The 15,942-nt window shown below is 62.3% G+C and carries 16 protein-coding genes and 1 other RNA gene; 13 read left to right on the plus strand and 4 right to left on the minus strand.

The genetic code is table 11. The features are described from left to right. Positions 1-495: a gluconokinase gene (locus BGI01S_RS00580; protein WP_042320978.1), complete on the plus strand. Its 495-nt coding sequence runs from the start codon at positions 1-3 to the stop codon at positions 493-495. 124 nt (positions 496-619) lie between these two features. Here BGI01S_RS00580 and purB read toward each other — a convergent pair whose 3' ends face one another. Continuing rightward, the gene (purB, locus tag BGI01S_RS00585; RefSeq protein WP_042320982.1) at positions 620-2,008 is read right to left on the minus strand and encodes an adenylosuccinate lyase; all 1,389 of its coding nucleotides are present in this window, start codon (positions 2,006-2,008) and stop codon (positions 620-622) included. 367 nt (positions 2,009-2,375) lie between these two features. On the opposite strand from purB, the gene BGI01S_RS00590 reads away from it, so the two are divergent. From BGI01S_RS00590 to BGI01S_RS00615, 6 genes are all read left to right on the plus strand, one after another. Then, a complete protein-coding gene (locus BGI01S_RS00590) occupies positions 2,376-3,332 on the plus strand; it encodes a LysR family transcriptional regulator (RefSeq protein ID WP_042320984.1) in 957 nt (318 codons plus the stop codon). 161 nt (positions 3,333-3,493) lie between these two features. After that, a complete protein-coding gene (locus tag BGI01S_RS00595; protein ID WP_042320987.1) occupies positions 3,494-4,807 on the plus strand; it encodes a Glu/Leu/Phe/Val family dehydrogenase in 1,314 nt (437 codons plus the stop codon). Between the two features lie 263 nt (positions 4,808-5,070). Beyond that, entirely contained in the window at positions 5,071-5,964 is an 894-nt protein-coding gene (locus tag BGI01S_RS00600; protein WP_042320990.1) for a glutamate/aspartate ABC transporter substrate-binding protein, read from the plus strand. Between the two features lie 82 nt (positions 5,965-6,046). Next, a complete protein-coding gene (locus tag BGI01S_RS00605) occupies positions 6,047-6,787 on the plus strand; it encodes an amino acid ABC transporter permease (RefSeq protein ID WP_042320992.1) in 741 nt (246 codons plus the stop codon). After that, the gene (gene gltK / locus BGI01S_RS00610) at positions 6,787-7,464 is read left to right on the plus strand and encodes a glutamate/aspartate ABC transporter permease GltK (protein ID WP_042320994.1); all 678 of its coding nucleotides are present in this window, start codon (positions 6,787-6,789) and stop codon (positions 7,462-7,464) included. Before BGI01S_RS00605 ends, gltK begins: the two co-directional genes overlap by 1 nt. Continuing rightward, positions 7,461-8,186: an amino acid ABC transporter ATP-binding protein gene (locus BGI01S_RS00615; RefSeq protein ID WP_042320997.1), complete on the plus strand. Its 726-nt coding sequence runs from the start codon at positions 7,461-7,463 to the stop codon at positions 8,184-8,186. The genes gltK and BGI01S_RS00615 overlap by 4 nt, the downstream gene beginning before the upstream one ends. A gap of 139 nt (positions 8,187-8,325) precedes the next feature. Here BGI01S_RS00615 and BGI01S_RS00620 read toward each other — a convergent pair whose 3' ends face one another. Further along, positions 8,326-9,267, minus strand: a complete 942-nt coding sequence (locus BGI01S_RS00620; protein ID WP_084585229.1) for a class II glutamine amidotransferase — start codon at positions 9,265-9,267, stop codon at positions 8,326-8,328. Between the two features lie 168 nt (positions 9,268-9,435). Between BGI01S_RS00620 and pyrC the strand changes: the two genes are divergently transcribed. The 3 genes from pyrC to rnpB all read left to right on the plus strand — a co-directional run bounded on the left by pyrC (position 9,436) and on the right by rnpB (position 11,958). Next, positions 9,436-10,506 carry a dihydroorotase gene (gene pyrC / locus BGI01S_RS00625; RefSeq protein ID WP_042321002.1) on the plus strand — a complete coding sequence of 357 codons (1,071 nt, stop codon included), beginning with the start codon at positions 9,436-9,438 and terminating at the stop codon, positions 10,504-10,506. A gap of 11 nt (positions 10,507-10,517) precedes the next feature. After that, positions 10,518-11,384 carry a DUF3025 domain-containing protein gene (locus tag BGI01S_RS00630; RefSeq protein WP_042321004.1) on the plus strand — a complete coding sequence of 289 codons (867 nt, stop codon included), beginning with the start codon at positions 10,518-10,520 and terminating at the stop codon, positions 11,382-11,384. A 160-nt stretch (positions 11,385-11,544) separates the two neighbouring features. Then, positions 11,545-11,958: RNase P RNA component class A (rnpB, locus tag BGI01S_RS28845), an RNA gene on the plus strand. A 69-nt stretch (positions 11,959-12,027) separates the two neighbouring features. On the opposite strand, the gene BGI01S_RS00635 is transcribed toward rnpB, so the two are convergent. Then, a complete protein-coding gene (locus BGI01S_RS00635) occupies positions 12,028-12,450 on the minus strand; it encodes an OsmC family protein (RefSeq protein ID WP_042321006.1) in 423 nt (140 codons plus the stop codon). Between the two features lie 683 nt (positions 12,451-13,133). Between BGI01S_RS00635 and rplM the strand changes: the two genes are divergently transcribed. The 3 genes from rplM (at position 13,134) to erpA (ending at position 14,601) form a co-directional block, all read left to right on the plus strand. Next, positions 13,134-13,562 (plus strand): 50S ribosomal protein L13, encoded by a 429-nt coding sequence (gene rplM, locus BGI01S_RS00640; RefSeq protein ID WP_042321008.1) that lies wholly within the window; start codon positions 13,134-13,136, stop codon positions 13,560-13,562. An 11-nt stretch (positions 13,563-13,573) separates the two neighbouring features. Then, on the plus strand, positions 13,574-13,966 hold the full coding sequence (gene rpsI / locus BGI01S_RS00645; protein WP_042321010.1) for a 30S ribosomal protein S9: 393 nt from the start codon (positions 13,574-13,576) through the stop codon (positions 13,964-13,966). A 269-nt stretch (positions 13,967-14,235) separates the two neighbouring features. Next, positions 14,236-14,601 (plus strand): iron-sulfur cluster insertion protein ErpA, encoded by a 366-nt coding sequence (gene erpA / locus BGI01S_RS00650; RefSeq protein ID WP_013340463.1) that lies wholly within the window; start codon positions 14,236-14,238, stop codon positions 14,599-14,601. Positions 14,602-14,713: 112 nt separating this feature from the next. Here the strand turns inward: erpA and BGI01S_RS00655 are convergent, their stop codons facing one another. Then, complete coding sequence (locus tag BGI01S_RS00655) at positions 14,714-15,844, minus strand: anhydro-N-acetylmuramic acid kinase (RefSeq protein WP_042321013.1); 1,131 nt, start codon at positions 15,842-15,844, stop codon at positions 14,714-14,716. Positions 15,845-15,942: the final 98 nt, after the last annotated feature.

Raw genomic sequence — 15,942 nt, forward strand, 5'->3', positions numbered from 1 at the left:
ATGATTCTGATCGCAATGGGCGTGTCGGGCGCCGGCAAGACGAGAATTGGCGAAATGCTGGCGGAGCGCCTGCACTGCGCATTCACCGACGGCGACGCGTTCCACAGCGCCGCCAACAAGGAGAAGATGCACCACGGCATTCCGCTCACCGACGACGACCGTTGGCCGTGGCTCAAAACCATCCGCGCCGCGATCGAAGACAAGCAGAAGGCGGGCGAGACGGCGGTGTTCACGTGTTCGTCGCTGAAGCGCTCGTATCGCGACATCCTGCGCGACGGCGACAAGGACGTGTGCTTCGTCTACCTGAAGGGTTCACGCAAGGTGCTCGAAGAGCGTCTGACCACCCGCACTGGGCACTTCTTCGATCCGTCGCTGCTGCAAAGCCAGCTCGACACGCTCGAAGAGCCGGGCGCGGACGAAGCGATCACGGTGAGCATCGAACTGTCGCCGGAAGCAATCGTCGACGATGTGCTGAAACAGGTCGAAGCGCGCTGAGTTTGGGTTAGCTCACGCGCAGTCTCGTAGCAACAAAAAAAGCCGCTCTGTCGTGACAGAGCGGCTTTTTTACGCCCGCCTCGTGCATGACGAGACAGGCTTGCACGAAGCGTCGAGCGGCGAATCAGGCGATACGCTTCGCCAGTTCCACTGCCTTGCCGATGTACGAACCCGGCGTCATCGCGAGCAAACGGTCTTTCGCGTCCTGCGGAATCGCGAGGCCGTTGACGAACGTCTGCAGCGCTTCGCGCGTGATGCCCTTGCCGCGCGTCAGTTCCTTCAACTGCTCGTACGGGTTCTCGATGCCGTAACGGCGCATCACCGTTTGCACCGGCTCGGCCAGCACTTCCCAGCAGTTGTCGAGGTCTTCGTTCAGACGCTGTGCGTTCACTTCGAGCTTGTCGAGACCGCGGATCAGCGAGTCGTATGCGAGCAGCGAGTAACCGAACGCGACGCCGATGTTGCGCAGCACCGTCGAATCGGTCAGATCGCGCTGCCAGCGCGACACCGGCAGCTTGTCGGCCAGATGGCGCAGCGTGGCGTTCGCGAGACCCAGGTTGCCTTCGGAGTTTTCGAAGTCGATCGGGTTGACCTTGTGCGGCATCGTCGACGAGCCGATTTCACCGGCCTTGGTGCGCTGCTTGAAGTAGCCGACCGAGATGTAGCCCCACACGTCGCGGTCCAGATCCAGCAGGATCGTGTTCGCGCGCGATACCGCGTCGAACAGTTCGGCCATGTAGTCGTGCGGCTCGATCTGGATCGTGAACGGATTGAACGTGAGCTTCAGGCGCTGTTCGATCACTTCGCGCGAGAAACCTTCCCAGTCGAACTCCGGATACGCGGAAAGATGCGCATTGAAGTTGCCGACCGCGCCGTTCATCTTGCCGAGCAGTTCGACCTTCGCGATACGGTCGATCGCACGTTCGAGGCGCGCGGCGACGTTGGCCATTTCCTTGCCGAGCGTGGTCGGGCTGGCCGGCTGGCCGTGCGTGCGCGACAGCATCGGCTGGGCGGCGTGCGCATGCGCCAGCGCGACGAGGCGCTGATGCACCGAGCGCAGCGCGGGCAGGATCACGTGTTCACGCGCGCCGGCGAGCATCAGGCCATGCGACGTGTTGTTGATGTCTTCCGACGTGCACGCGAAGTGGATGAACTCGCTCGCGCGTTCCAGTTCTTCCTGACCCTTGACCGATTCCTTCAGCCAGTACTCGACCGCCTTCACGTCGTGATTCGTCACGCGCTCGATGTCCTTGATGCGCGCGGCGTCGTGCGCGGTGAAGCGCTCGGCCAGTTGCAGCAGGAATTGCTCGGACGCTTCGGAAAAGCGCGGCACTTCGGCGAAGCCGGCGCGCGACAGCGCGATCAGCCAATGGATTTCAACCGTCACGCGATTGCGCATGAAGGCGGCTTCCGAGAGCCAGTCGCGCAGGGCTTCGGTTTTCGAGGCGTAGCGGCCGTCGAGCGGGGAGAGCGCGTTCAGCGCGAACAGGGTGTCGGGGCGGGTGTCGGACATGATGGGGGCCGGGTCGAAGCGTTGAGCGCTCAGGGAGCGGATCGGGAACGGAGGGAACCGCGAATTTTACCACTGTGCGCGGGGCTGGCCGTTGCCGGGTAAATTTGCGGCGCGGGCGGACGGGCGTTGAGCGGGGGGCGCGTCTCGCGTACCTCGCGTTGTGACGCGTTGTCGAGCGGATACGGATACGGATGTGTGTGCGTGTGCATGTGGCGTATGCGAGTGCGTGTGCGCGCTTCCCGGTCAGGCCGTGATCAGCCGCCGCATCAGCGCGTCACGTTGTGCCCCTTTGCGCTCCGTTGCCTCGCGCCCTGCGCCGCGCCGCTAGAATGCTGACTTCCTCCTCCCGCCCGGCAGCACACCTCGCATGGAACTGAAATGGCTCGAAGATTTCGTTTCGCTCGCGGAAACGCGTAGTTTCAGCCGCTCGGCCGAATTGCGCCACGTCACGCAGCCGGCGTTCTCGCGACGCATCCAGGCGCTCGAAGCGTGGCTCGGCACGGAACTGATCGACCGTTCGGTTTATCCGACGCGGCTCACGGCGGCCGGCCAGGTGTTCAACGAGCAGGCGCTCGCAATGCTGTCGCAGTTCCACGAGGCGCGCGCGCTGCTGCGCGGCCATACGGCGACGCCGCAGGCGACCATCGAGTTCGCGGTGCCGCATACGCTGTCGCTGACGTATTTTCCCCGCTGGCTGCAACGCATCGAAGCGCAGATGGGCCCGATCCATACGCGGCTGCGCGCGCTGAACGTGCACGATGCGGCGTTGTCGCTGGTGGAAGGCGGCTGCGATCTGATGATGGGCTATCACCATCCGAGCCATCCGGTCGCGCTCGACCCGGCCCGCTACGACATGCTGACGCTCGGCAACGAGCCGATCAGCCCGTTCTCCGCGCCGGGCCGCGCGAGCCGGCCGCGTCACACGTTGCCGGGCACGGCCGAGGCACCGACGCCGTATCTGTCCTACACGCCGAACGCGTATCTTGGGCGCATGACCGAGGTGATCCTCGCGAACGCGCCGGAGCGTCTGTATCTGGACCGGCTGTATGAAACCGACATGGCCGAAGGGCTCAAGGCGATGGCGCTGGCCGGTCACGGCGTCGCGTTCCTGCCGCACAGCGCGGTGGAAGATGCGGTCGCCGACGGCAAGCTGATTCGTCTCGATCGTGCGACACGCGGCACGCCGGAAGGACAGCTCACGCTCAGCATGGAGATCCGCCTGTACCGCGACAAGCTCGCGGCGAAAAGCGACGATGCGCGACAGATACTCGTTCGGCAATTGTGGGACGTGGTGTCGGCGGAGTTGGGACAGGACGCGGCATAAAAGGCAAGCGCGAGGCAACCGCGAAACCTGCGCGCCCACGACGCGAATTTGCGGCTTCCCGAGGGTTATGCAAAAAAAGCATAATCGGATAAGGAAACGGCATTGGATTTCAAAACGGCGTTTTTCGACAATGCACGTATTCGATCAACGCCGGAGCGTTCATGTCTTCCCAGCAGCAATCCGTCCAATCCGCAGCATCGTTGCAATCGGTTCCGTCTTACCTCAATAGCGAAGACCTCGGCCCCTGGGGCAACTATCTGCGCCAGGTCGACCGCGTCGCGCCGTACCTCGGCTCGCTGTCCCGCTGGCTCGAAACCCTCAAGCGCCCGAAGCGCATTCTGATCGTCGACGTGCCCATCGAACTCGATAACGGCACCGTCGCGCACTTCGAAGGCTATCGCGTGCAGCACAACGTGTCGCGCGGTCCGGGGAAGGGCGGTGTGCGTTATCACCAGGATGTGACGCTGTCGGAAGTGATGGCGCTGTCGGCGTGGATGTCGGTGAAGAACGCGGCGGTCAACGTGCCGTACGGCGGCGCGAAGGGCGGCATCCGCGTCGATCCGCGCACGCTGTCGCGTGGCGAGCTGGAGCGCATGACGCGCCGCTACACGAGCGAAATCGGCATCATCATCGGACCGAATACCGACATCCCCGCGCCGGACGTGAACACGAACGAGCAGATCATGGCGTGGATGATGGACACGTACTCGATGAACCAGGGCCAAACGGCCACGGGCGTGGTGACCGGCAAGCCGATCACGCTCGGCGGTTCGCTGGGCCGCCGTGAAGCGACCGGCCGCGGCGTGTTCGTGGTCGGCTGCGAAGCGGCGCGTCGTATCGGCTTCGATATCGAAGGCGCGCGCATCGCGGTGCAGGGCTTCGGCAACGTCGGCGGGATTGCCGCGCGGCTGTTCCAGGAAGCGGGCGCGAAGGTGGTCGCGGTGCAGGATCACACGGGCTCGCTGTACAAGTCGACCGGCATCGATGCGGGCGCGCTGCTCGAACACGTCGCGAAGACGGGCGGCGTGGGCGGCTTCCCGGAGGCGGACGCCGTGACCAACGAGGAATTCTGGACCGTCGAATCGGACATTCTGATTCCGGCCGCGCTGGAAAATCAGATCACCGAAAAGAACGCCGGCAAGATCAAAACGAAGATCGTCGTCGAAGGCGCCAACGGCCCGACCACCACCGCGGCCGATGACATCCTGCACGACCGCGGCATTCTCGTGATTCCGGACGTGGTGGCCAACGCAGGCGGCGTGACGGTGTCGTACTTCGAATGGGTGCAGGACTTCTCGAGCTTCTTCTGGACCGAGGACGAGATCAACCAGCGTCTGGAGCGTGTGATGCGCGAGGCATTTGCCGCGGTGTGGCAGGTGTCGAGCGAGCAGAACGTGTCGGTGCGGACGGCGGCGTTTATCGTTGCTTGTAAGCGGATTCTGCAAGCGCGCGAAATGCGCGGCCTGTATCCCTGATTTACGTTTGAACGGCGAGTGCGCTACCCTGCGGAATCGCCGGCAATTTTTGCCTGACGCCGTCCACGAGACGGCGTGTCGTACCCGGCGGGCGGCATCGATCCGATGCCGCCCGCCTTCGCATATCCGGACGCGGTCCGCCGACCGGTCCGACGCGCGGCGAAGCCTTTAGCGGCGTGCGCGCAACAACATGGTTTATAGCGATACTTTCAGAATAATTACTTTGCTAAACTGGCGCCGGTTCTTGCCAAGGAGATCACAACATGAAGGTTAAAAAAGCTGCGCTGCTGCTCGCGACTCTCGGACTGTTTACGGTTGGCGCGCAGGCGCAAGACGCGGGTACGCTGAAAAAAATCAAGGACACGGGCGTCATTTCGCTGGGTCATCGCGAATCGTCGATCCCGTTCTCGTACTACGACGACAAACAAAATGTTATCGGCTACTCGCAGGAATTCGCCATGAAGGTGGTGGAGGCCGTCAAGCAGAAGCTGAACATGCCTAACCTGAAGGTGAAGCTGACTCCGGTCACGTCGCAAAACCGTATTCCGCTGGTGCAGAACGGCACGGTCGACATCGAGTGCGGTTCGACCACGAACAACCTCGAACGTCAACAACAGGCTGCGTTCTCGAACACGATCTTCGTGATCGGCACGCGCATGATGACCAAGAAGGATTCCGGCATCAAGGACTGGGCGGACCTGAAGGGCAAGACGGTCGTCACGACCGCCGGCACCACGTCCGAGCGCCTGCTTCGCAAGATGAACCAGGACAAGAGCATGGGCATGAACATCATCAGCGCGAAGGACCACGGCGAGTCGTTCCTGACGCTGTCGACCGGCCGTGCCGCTGCGTTCATGATGGACGATGCATTGCTCGCGGGCGAACGCGCGAAGTCGAACAACCCGGGCGATTTCGTGATCGTCGGCGCGCCGCAATCGCGTGAAGCGTACGGCTGCATGATGCGCAAGAACGATCCGGAGTTCAAGAAGGTCGCCGACGACGCGATCGCCAAGGTGCAGACCTCGGGCGAAGCCGATGCGATCTACAAGAAGTGGTTCGAATCGCCGATTCCGCCGAAGGGCCTGAACCTGAACTTCCCGCAAAGCGACGACATGAAGGCGCTGTTCAAGAATCCGAATGACAAGGCAATCGATTAAACCTTAGCTGTTTTTTTGAAACGCTGAACGAGACGGAAGGGGCCACGCGCTTCTTCCGTTTCTTTTTGCTGGAGTCTTGGTCATGTCATATCACTGGAACTGGGGCATTCTGCTGAGTCCGGTCTCCACCGGCGAGCCGACCACCTATCTGGGCTGGTTGTTCTCGGGCCTCTGGGTGACGATTACCGTGTCCCTGTCGGCATGGGTGATCGCGCTGATCGTCGGTTCGTTTTTCGGCGTGCTGCGCACGGTGCCGAACAAATGGGCGTCGGGCATCGGCACGGTGTACGTTGCGATTTTCCGCAACATCCCGCTGATCGTGCAGTTCTTCATCTGGTATCTGGTGATACCGGAGTTGCTGCCTGTCTCGATGGGCAACTGGTTCAAGCAACTGCCGCCGGGCGCGCAGTTCTTCTCGTCGTCGATTCTGTGTCTGGGCCTGTTCACCGCCGCGCGCGTGTGCGAGCAGGTGCGCTCGGGCATCAACGCATTGCCGCGCGGCCAGCGCGCCGCGGGTCTCGCGATGGGCTTCACACAATGGCAGACGTATCGCTATGTGCTGCTGCCGGTCGCGTACCGGATCATCGTGCCGCCGCTCACGTCCGAATTTCTGAACATCTTCAAGAACTCGGCGGTGGCTTCGACGATCGGTCTGCTGGATCTGTCCGCGCAGGCGCGCCAACTGGTCGACTACACGTCACAGACGTATGAGTCGTTCATTGCGGTCACGATCGCGTACATGCTGATCAACCTGGTCGTGATGCAATTGATGCGCTGGGTCGAAGCCAGAACCCGGTTGCCCGGCTATATCGGAGGCAAGTGATGCACCATTTCGACTGGAGCGGTATTCCGGGCGCACTGCCTACGCTGTGGACCGGCGCTGTCGTCACGTTCAAGATCACGTTGATCGCGATCGTGTTCGGCATCATCTGGGGCACCATTCTCGCGATGTTGCGGCTGTCGTCGTTCAAACCCTTCGAGTGGTTCGCGAAGGGCTACGTGACGATCTTCCGTTCGATCCCGCTGGTGATGGTGCTGCTGTGGTTCTTCCTGATCGTGCCGCAAGTGCTGCAGAACGTACTCGGGTTGTCGCCGGATATCGACATTCGCCTCGCGTCGGCGATGGTCGCGTTTTCTCTGTTCGAGGCCGCGTATTATTCGGAGATCATCCGTGCCGGCATTCAGTCGGTGCCGCGCGGCCAGGTCAACGCGGCGTTCGCGCTCGGCATGAGCTACTCGCAGGCCATGCGCCTGATCGTGCTGCCGCAGGCGTTCCGCGCGATGGTGCCGCTGCTCCTCACGCAAGGTATCGTGCTGTTTCAGGATACGTCGCTCGTCTACGTGATCAGCCTCGCCGACTTCTTCCGCACCGCCACGAATATTGGCGATCGTGACGGCACGAACATCGAGATGGTACTGTTCGCGGGCGCGTGTTATTTCGTGGTCTGTGTGGCCGCGTCGAGCCTCGTCAAAGGTCTTCAGAAAAAGGTCGCAAGATGATCTCTATCAAGAATGTTTCGAAGTGGTACGGTCAGTTTCAAGTGCTGACCGACTGCACGACGGAAGTCAAAAAAGGTGAAGTGGTGGTGGTGTGCGGGCCGTCGGGCTCGGGCAAGTCCACGCTGATCAAAACGGTCAACGGCCTGGAGCCGTTTCAGAAGGGCGAGATCGTCATCAACGGGCAGTCGCTGACCGACAAGAAAACCAATCTGTCGAAGCTGCGTTCGAAGGTCGGCATGGTGTTCCAGCACTTCGAGCTGTTCCCGCATCTGTCGATCGTGCAGAACCTCACGCTTGCACAGGTGAAGGTGCTTGGCCGCTCGAACGACGAAGCCACCGCGAAGGGGCTGAAGCTGCTCGATCGCGTGGGCCTGCGTGCGCATGCGGACAAGTTTCCGGGGCAGTTGTCCGGCGGTCAGCAGCAGCGCGTGGCGATTGCGCGCGCGTTGTCGATGGACCCGATCGCGATGCTGTTCGATGAGCCGACTTCGGCGCTCGATCCGGAAATGATCAACGAAGTGCTCGACGTGATGGTCGAACTCGCGCAGGAAGGCATGACCATGATGTGCGTCACGCACGAAATGGGCTTCGCGAAGAAGGTCGCGCACCGCGTGATCTTCATGGACAAGGGCTTGATCGTCGAAGACGATCGCAAGGAAGACTTCTTTGCCAATCCGAAGTCGGATCGCGCTAAGGATTTTCTGGCGAAGATCCTGCACTGAGGTTTGTGCGTGCGCTGGCCGGCGGTGGCCGGCTCGCGTGGGTCAAAAAAAGCCGCTCCTTGGAGCGGCTTTTTTTATTGCTGACGTTTCGCGCTGACAACCAGCATTGCAAAAGCAAGTGCGTGGCTGGGCAGACCTGTCAGGACTCGAACGCCGCGGCGTCGTCGGCTGCTTCGATGTCGGCTTCGCTGTCGTCGGGCACGTTTGCGGCCCCGGCGGTCGACGCCGCGATCGTCGTGGCCGACGCCGACGCATCCAGCGCGGGATTACGCAGCTTCTCCAGAACCGACGCCGGCACCGGCACGTTGATGCGGCCGATCACATCGCCATGCTGGAACATCATCAGATCGCCCGGCTCGAACGCGGTCCACACTTCGTTATCGGTCAGCGGCTTGGTGGCGATCACCGCGACGCGGTCTTCCGGCGTCGTGTATTTGGCGAAGTCAATCGACACGTCCGCGTCGACCAGATGCGCGGTCGAAAACGGCCAGCGCCGCACGATGTAATGCAGATGCGTCGAGCAATGCGCGAACAGCGCCTGGCCATTCGACATCAGGAAATTGAACACGCCGAACTGCGTGATTTCGCGCGTGAGGGTTTCGAGCGCGGTGAACAGTTCGTCGAGCGGCGGCTGCTGCGCGCCCGGAAATGCCTTGCGCAGACCTTCGAGCAACGCACAGAAAGCAAGCTCGCTATCGGTCGTGCCGACCGGCTGGTAGACCCCCGACAGTTGCGGCGCATAGTCTTTCAGATCGCCGTTGTGCGCGAAGATCCAGTGACGTCCCCACAGTTCGCGCATGAACGGGTGGCAGTTTTCGAGCAGGATGTGCCCTTGCGTTGCCTTGCGGATATGCGCGATCGTGTTCTTCGATTTGATCGGGTAGCGCTTGACCATTTCGGCGATCGGCGAGGTGGCCGACGATTGATGGTCGATGAACAGGCGGCAGGCTTTGTCCTCGAAGAAGGCGATTCCCCAACCGTCGGCATGGTGATCGGTGACGCCGCCGCGCGCGGCAAAGCCGGTGAACGAGAACGTGACGTCCGTCGGCGCGGCGCAGTTCATTCCGAGAAGTTGGCACATGTTGCGGGTAAGCCTGTGAACGGGGCGAGCCGTTACAATGATGATTTTCCAAGCATATCACCGAGCCAGAAACGCCAAATAGCAAAATTGACGTGTGTTTGGGCCGCAACATGGCGGTTTGACCGGGTCGATTGGCTTTTGCCGCCGAGTCTCGTTCCCCCTTTCGCCATGACCGCTTCCAACGTTTCCATCGACCCCCGCGATTCCATCACGCTTACCCGTCCCGACGACTGGCATCTGCACGTTCGCGACGGCGCGATGCTGGCCGCCGTGCTGCCGGACACCGCGCGCCAGTTTGGCCGCGCGATCATCATGCCGAACCTGAAGCCGCCGGTCACGACCACCGCGATGGCGCAGGCGTATCGCGAGCGGATCGTTGCCGCGATCCCCGCAGGCGCGAAGTTCGAACCGCTGATGACGCTGTACCTGACCGACAACACGCCGCCTGACGAAATCCGCCGCGCGCGGGAGAGCGGCTTTGTGCATGGCGTGAAGCTGTATCCGGCAGGCGCGACAACCAACTCGGACGCGGGCGTCACCGACATCATGAAGTGCGCGAAAACGCTCGAAGTGATGCAGGAAGTCGGCATGCCGTTACTCGTGCATGGCGAAGTGACGGATTCGTCGATCGATCTGTTCGACCGCGAGAAGGTGTTCATCGACAAGGTCATGACGCCGCTGCGCCGCGCGTTCCCCGCGCTGAAGGTGGTGTTCGAGCACATCACGACGAAAGACGCGGTCGACTACATCCGCGAAGCCGGCGCGGCGCCGGAGCTGCTTGGCGCGACGATTACCGCGCACCATCTGCTGTACAACCGCAACGCGATCTTCCAGGGTGGCATCCGTCCGCATTACTACTGCCTGCCGGTCTTGAAGCGCGAGACGCATCGCGTGGCGCTGGTCGAGGCGGCGACCTCGGGCAATCCGCGCTTTTTCCTCGGCACCGACAGCGCGCCGCATCCGAAGGGTTTGAAGGAGCACGCGTGCGGTTGCGCGGGCTGCTATACGGCGCTGCATGCGCTCGAGCTTTACACGGAAGCATTCGACAACGCCGGCGCGCTCGACAAGCTCGAAGGCTTTGCGAGCTTCTACGGTGCGGATTTCTACGGCCTGCCGCGCAATGCGGCGAAGGTCACGCTGCGTCGCGAGGAATGGACGTTGCCGGCCGAACTGCCGGTCGGCGATACGCCGGTCGTGCCGTTGCGCGGCGGCGAGTCGATCGGCTGGCGGTTGGTCTAAGGCTGCGTTAGATGCAGGTGCATGAGGCAGGGCAGCAGGCGGGACAGGATGCGCAGCAAGCGGGCTTCGCCGCGATCGACTGGTCGACGCCCTGGTTCGCGCAGTTCGCCGGACGCGGCCGACGTTGGCAGCAAGCCGCGCTGACGAGCTACGCGGACTTGCTCGCCGAAATGAACGCCGACGCAGTTGAAATGCGGCAGACCACCGGGCGCGGTCAGCGCCTCGCGTTCATCGCGCAGGACGATCTGCCGGCGGGCGCCGCCTATGAAGCGCACATCGCGGCGACCGGTTGCGTGCCGACGCGTCATAATCTGCACGACTTCTTCAACGGCTCGATGTGGTTTGCGTTTCCGCGCATCAAGGCGGCGCTGAACGCGCGGCAGTCGGCGGCAATCGACATGCTCGGCGTCGGCCCGACCCGTGGCGGCGTGCGCGACACGCTGACCTTGTTCGACGAAAACGCGTTGCTGTTCGCGTGCGCCGATCCCCGGTTGAGCGCCGCGCTGCGGGGCTTCGACTGGCGGACGCTGATGGTGACCCGGCGTGCTGCGTGGGGTGCGAGTTGCGAAGTCCGCTGCTTCGGCCACGCGTTGCTCGAAAAGTTGATCGTGCCATTCAAGGCTTGCACCGGGCATGCATGGATCGTTGACGTGCCGGCCACGTATTTCGGATGGGACAACGAGGCGCGCGACGCGTGGCTCGACGAAGCGGTCAGCACGGCGTTGCTCGGCACCGATGCGTTGAAGAGCGGGATGTTTGCGCCGCTTCCGGTGCTGGGCGTTCCGGGCTGGTGGCTCGAAAACGAATCGCCCGCGTTTTATGACGACGCGTCCGTGTTTCGCGCGGGACGGCGCGGCCGCGAGACGCAGGCGCGCTGAGGTTTCAGGGCGGCGCTTTTGACCGCGGCTGCGGTGGTTGCTCCGGTTGCGACCGCTGCTAGCCTGGTTGCCCAGATCTTCATTGCTCTGCCTGGCCATTCGGCTATTTCCACCGCTGAAACGGCTCGCTCGCCGCACAGGTGTTAAAATCCGCCGCAGCAAAGCAGGCCAGGCAGTCGCGGCCTCGGAGGCTTCGGCCAAAGAGGGCGAGGAAAGTCCGGACTCCACAGGGCAGGGTGATGGCTAACGGCCATCCGTGGCAACACGCGGAACAGGGCAACAGAAAGCAAACCGCCGATGGCCCGGCGCAAGTCGGGATCAGGTAAGGGTGAAACGGTGCGGTAAGAGCGCACCGCGGCTGCTGCAAGGCAGACCGGCACGGTAACCTCCACCCGGAGCAATTCCAAGTAGGCAGGCTAGCATCTTCGAGATGCAGGACGGGGCCCCCGTCACGTCTGCGGGTAGGAAGCTTGAGCGCGTCAGTAATGGCGCGCCTAGAGGAATGGCTGCCACGCGCGTCGCGTTTTCGGACGTTGCGCGTGCACAGAATCCGGCTTATCGGCCTGCTTTGCCACCCAAACGAGAAATGCCGGCGTCCGTGAGGACGCCGGCATTTTCATTTGTTGCGTGTGGTTTCGTGCGCTCAGTTTGCGACGATGTCGAACGAGTGCGTGAGCTCGGCGGTTTTCGCGATCATGATCGACGCCGAGCAGTATTTGTCGTGCGACAGATTGATCGCGCGTTCCACGGTGGCTGGATTCAGATTCTTGCCCGTCACCGTGAAGTGAAAGTGAATCTTCGTGAACACTTTCGGATCTTCGCTGGCGCGCTCGGCCTTCAGCGTCACCGAACAGCCCGCGACGTCCTGGCGGCTCTTCTTCAGAATCATCACGACGTCGTAGGCGGTGCAGCCGCCCGTGCCAAGCAGAACCATTTCCATCGGACGCGGCGCGAGATTGCGGCCGCCGCCCTCAGGCGCGCCGTCCATCGCAACCAGATGACCGCTGCCCGTCTCGGCCGCGAACGCCATCCCGTCTTGCCCCATCCAGCTTACTTTGCATTCCATGCTGTGCTCCACCGCGCTATATCGAGACGGCATTGTAGCCCGCCGCCTGCGGATCCGCCCGAGGCGACTTCCGTCGAAAATTATGCGCTTTGCCGGCTTGTGTGTTGCGGTGCGGCATGTTCGGCCGATCCGGGAATGTCCTGATGGGTTTAGGGGTTTTACTCTAGGGGATGTCTGAGTGGCGGGGCGGCAGTGGCGGTCTTTGCCATTGATTCAAAAGGAATTCTTAAGCCGGGCATGCCGCATTGAACTTGCCACATTATGAAATCGAATTTCGCAATGCAAATATTCTTGCATCGCACAAAGCCGGCCCATATAATCGCTTCCATTGTTGCAGCAGTTCTGCAACTTCGCTGTCTCCTCCACCTCCTCCTTTGGTGGATTAAACCCGAACCGCTCGTTCGGGTTTTTTTTCGCCATTGCCAGGCGCGCGGGTGACGCGGGCCGGCTTCACTCCGGATCTGCGAAGACGTCAAATTGCCCCGGTTGTCGGCCGGATCGGCGGGCCGGTTTCGGCAAAACTCGGTACGTTTTGACTTGCCGTAGCAAATTCCTTTATAATTCAGGGCTTTTCCGCATCCGCGCCCGCGGAGGAAGAACCAGGGAGAGCCTGCACGCGCCTCGATGCGCACACTACAAGCAGGAAAAAACACATTGGGCGCAGCAATTTTTTTGGATCGATCATGAAGACGTTTTCCGCAAAAGCCCATGAGGTGACGCGCGAATGGTACGTGATTGACGCGACGGATAAGGTTCTCGGGCGTGTCGCCAGCGAAGTGGCACACCGTCTTCGCGGCAAGCACAAGCCTGAATTCACTCCCCACGTCGACACCGGTGATTTCATCATCGTTATCAACGCCGGCAAGCTGAAGGTCACGGGCAACAAGGCTACTGACAAGAAGTACTATCGCCACTCGGGCTACCCGGGCGGTATCTATGAAACGACGTTCGGCAAGATGCAGGAACGCTTCCCGGGCCGTGCGCTCGAGAAAGCGGTCAAGGGCATGCTGCCGAAGGGCCCGCTCGGCTACGCGATGATCAAGAAGCTGAAGGTCTACGCTGACGCAACGCACCCGCATTCGGCGCAACAGCCGAAAGCGCTCGAGATCTAAGGGGAGCCCACATGATCGGTAACTGGAATTACGGCACGGGCCGCCGCAAGAGCGCCGTCGCACGCGTGTTCATCAAGGCAGGCAAGGGCGACATCGTTGTGAACGGCAAGCCTATCGCCGATTACTTCTCGCGCGAAACGTCGCTGATGATCGTGCGTCAGCCGCTGGAACTCACGAACCACGGCGCCACGTTCGACATCAAGGTCAACGTGACGGGTGGCGGTGAAACGGGTCAAGCCGGTGCGGTTCGCCACGGCATCACCCGCGCGCTGATGGACTACGACGCAACGCTGAAGTCGCAACTGTCGAACGCTGGCTTCGTGACGCGTGACGCTCGTGAAGTCGAACGTAAGAAGGTCGGCTTCCACAAGGCACGTCGTCGGAAGCAATTCTCGAAGCGTTAATCGTTTCGGGTGCGAGCCGGCTTTCGGGCCGGTTTGCTGCAAAAGCCGCCAACGCTTTCGCGAAGGCGGCTTTTTTTATTGCCGCACAGCTCGGCCTTGCGGCAACGGCGCGGTCGCCGGATTGGCGCTTTTTCCCGCTCGGACAGGCTGGGGGCGGCAAGCGCGCCCCGCCGCGTGCGTCGCGCGAAGAACCCATTGATTTTGTGGGCTTCGGCACGATATCGAGATCGGCCCTACAATAGCGGCTATAAGCTTTTTGGAGAGTTCGAATGAACGCAGTCACCGAAACACCCGTGACCGAGATGCCCGCCCCCTTCGTTTTCACCGACGCAGCGGCTGACAAGGTCAAGCAACTGATCGAAGAAGAAGGCAATGCGGACCTCAAACTGCGCGTTTTCGTGCAGGGCGGCGGCTGCTCGGGCTTTCAGTACGGTTTTACGTTCGACGAAGCCGTCAACGAAGACGACACCGTCATGAATAAGAGCGGCGTCCAGTTGCTGATCGATTCGATGAGCTACCAGTATCTGGTCGGCGCTGAGATCGACTACAAGGACGACATCAACGGCGCGCAGTTCGTCATCAAAAACCCGAACGCTACGACCACATGTGGTTGCGGCTCGTCGTTCTCGGTTTGATGGCCGCTTAGGCGGCAGGTTGTAAAAGAAAACGGGGCCGCGAGGCCCCGTTTTCTTTTGCCCGCACGCTTGCGCGTAACACCGTGCGCGCTGCGGCTCTGCGCTTTCACCATCAGCGCGGGTAAATCGCCCCCAGCACGCGTTCACCGCTCGCGCCTGTCACGGCAGGCAGATTGCCGGGCGCCCGCGCAACACAGCGCATCGCCAGCCACGCGAACGCCAGCGGCTCGACCTGGCTCGGCGGCACGCCGAGCGCGTCGGTCGTCATCACGGGGACGCCGCTCACGCCGCTGTCCTCCAGTGCCTGCTGCAACGCCTTCAGGATCTCCGGATTGCGCGCGCCGCCGCCGCACACATAGACCGCGCGCGCGTCCGACGCATGCCGCTCGATTTCGCGCGCTATCGACACCGCCGTCAGTGCGACGAGCGTCGCCTGCACGTCGGCAGGGTCGAGCGCGGCGAACGGCTGGAGCTTCGCATCGAGCCATTCGGCGTTGAACAGATCGCGGCCGGTGCTTTTCGGCGGCTGCTGCGAGAAATACGGCTCGTCGAGCAATGCATTCAGCAGCTTGCGATCCACCTGGCCGCCGGCCGCGAAATGGCCGTTCTCATCGAACGGCTTGCCGAGGTGACGCTGCGCCCATTCGTCGAGCAACGCATTCGCCGGTCCGCAGTCGAACCCGCGCACGCTGCCGGTCGCGTTCAGAATCGTGATGTTGCTGATGCCGCCAAGATTGCAGACCACCCGCGTCTCATCCTTCGCGCCGAACACCCTCGCGTGAAATGCCGGCACGAGCGGCGCGCCCTGGCCGCCGGCCGCAACGTCGCGGCTGCGGAAATCGGCGATCACGTCGATGCCCATCATTTCCGCGAGCAGCGCGGGATTGTTGATTTGCCGCGTGTAGCCCTTTTCCGGCCGATGCCGAACGGTCTGCCCATGCACGCCGATCGCGCGCACATCGGTGGCCGAGATCTGGCTACCGCGCAGCAGTTCGTGGCAACACACGGTGTAGCGCGTGGCGAGCGCATTCGCGGCCAGCGCTTCGCGCTCGATCTCGTTATCGCCCGGCTGCTGGAGCGCGAAGAGCGCTTCGCGGATGCCCGCCGAGAAGCCGACGAATGCCTCGGCCAGCACCTGAGGCGGCTTTCCTGCGGCGAACCGGACGGCCACGCCGTCCACTCCGTCCATGCTCGTGCCGGACATCAATCCGAAGTAGATGCCGTCTGCGGGGTCTTGCGCCACGTTGCTGCTCCTGTCGATGGTTCGTTGCGATCCGTTGTAGCAGATTATCAGCGCAAGCGCGGTCGAAGATAAGCGCGGCGCCGCCCCCCGCACGGCGT

The sequence above is a fragment of the Paraburkholderia ginsengisoli NBRC 100965 genome (assembly GCF_000739735.1).
GTDB lineage: Bacteria > Pseudomonadota > Gammaproteobacteria > Burkholderiales > Burkholderiaceae > Paraburkholderia > Paraburkholderia ginsengisoli.

Coding starts and splice junctions, on each gene's coding strand:
- BGI01S_RS00580 (WP_042320978.1), top strand. CDS start 1: ATGATTCTGATCGCAATGGGCGTGTCGGGCGCCGGCAAGACGAGAATT.
- purB (WP_042320982.1), bottom strand. CDS start 2,008: ATGTCCGACACCCGCCCCGACACCCTGTTCGCGCTGAACGCGCTCTCC.
- BGI01S_RS00590 (WP_042320984.1), top strand. CDS start 2,376: ATGGAACTGAAATGGCTCGAAGATTTCGTTTCGCTCGCGGAAACGCGT.
- BGI01S_RS00595 (WP_042320987.1), top strand. CDS start 3,494: ATGTCTTCCCAGCAGCAATCCGTCCAATCCGCAGCATCGTTGCAATCG.
- BGI01S_RS00600 (WP_042320990.1), top strand. CDS start 5,071: ATGAAGGTTAAAAAAGCTGCGCTGCTGCTCGCGACTCTCGGACTGTTT.
- BGI01S_RS00605 (WP_042320992.1), top strand. CDS start 6,047: ATGTCATATCACTGGAACTGGGGCATTCTGCTGAGTCCGGTCTCCACC.
- gltK (WP_042320994.1), top strand. CDS start 6,787: ATGCACCATTTCGACTGGAGCGGTATTCCGGGCGCACTGCCTACGCTG.
- BGI01S_RS00615 (WP_042320997.1), top strand. CDS start 7,461: ATGATCTCTATCAAGAATGTTTCGAAGTGGTACGGTCAGTTTCAAGTG.
- BGI01S_RS00620 (WP_084585229.1), bottom strand. CDS start 9,267: ATGTGCCAACTTCTCGGAATGAACTGCGCCGCGCCGACGGACGTCACG.
- pyrC (WP_042321002.1), top strand. CDS start 9,436: ATGACCGCTTCCAACGTTTCCATCGACCCCCGCGATTCCATCACGCTT.
- BGI01S_RS00630 (WP_042321004.1), top strand. CDS start 10,518: ATGCAGGTGCATGAGGCAGGGCAGCAGGCGGGACAGGATGCGCAGCAA.
- BGI01S_RS00635 (WP_042321006.1), bottom strand. CDS start 12,450: ATGGAATGCAAAGTAAGCTGGATGGGGCAAGACGGGATGGCGTTCGCG.
- rplM (WP_042321008.1), top strand. CDS start 13,134: ATGAAGACGTTTTCCGCAAAAGCCCATGAGGTGACGCGCGAATGGTAC.
- rpsI (WP_042321010.1), top strand. CDS start 13,574: ATGATCGGTAACTGGAATTACGGCACGGGCCGCCGCAAGAGCGCCGTC.
- erpA (WP_013340463.1), top strand. CDS start 14,236: ATGAACGCAGTCACCGAAACACCCGTGACCGAGATGCCCGCCCCCTTC.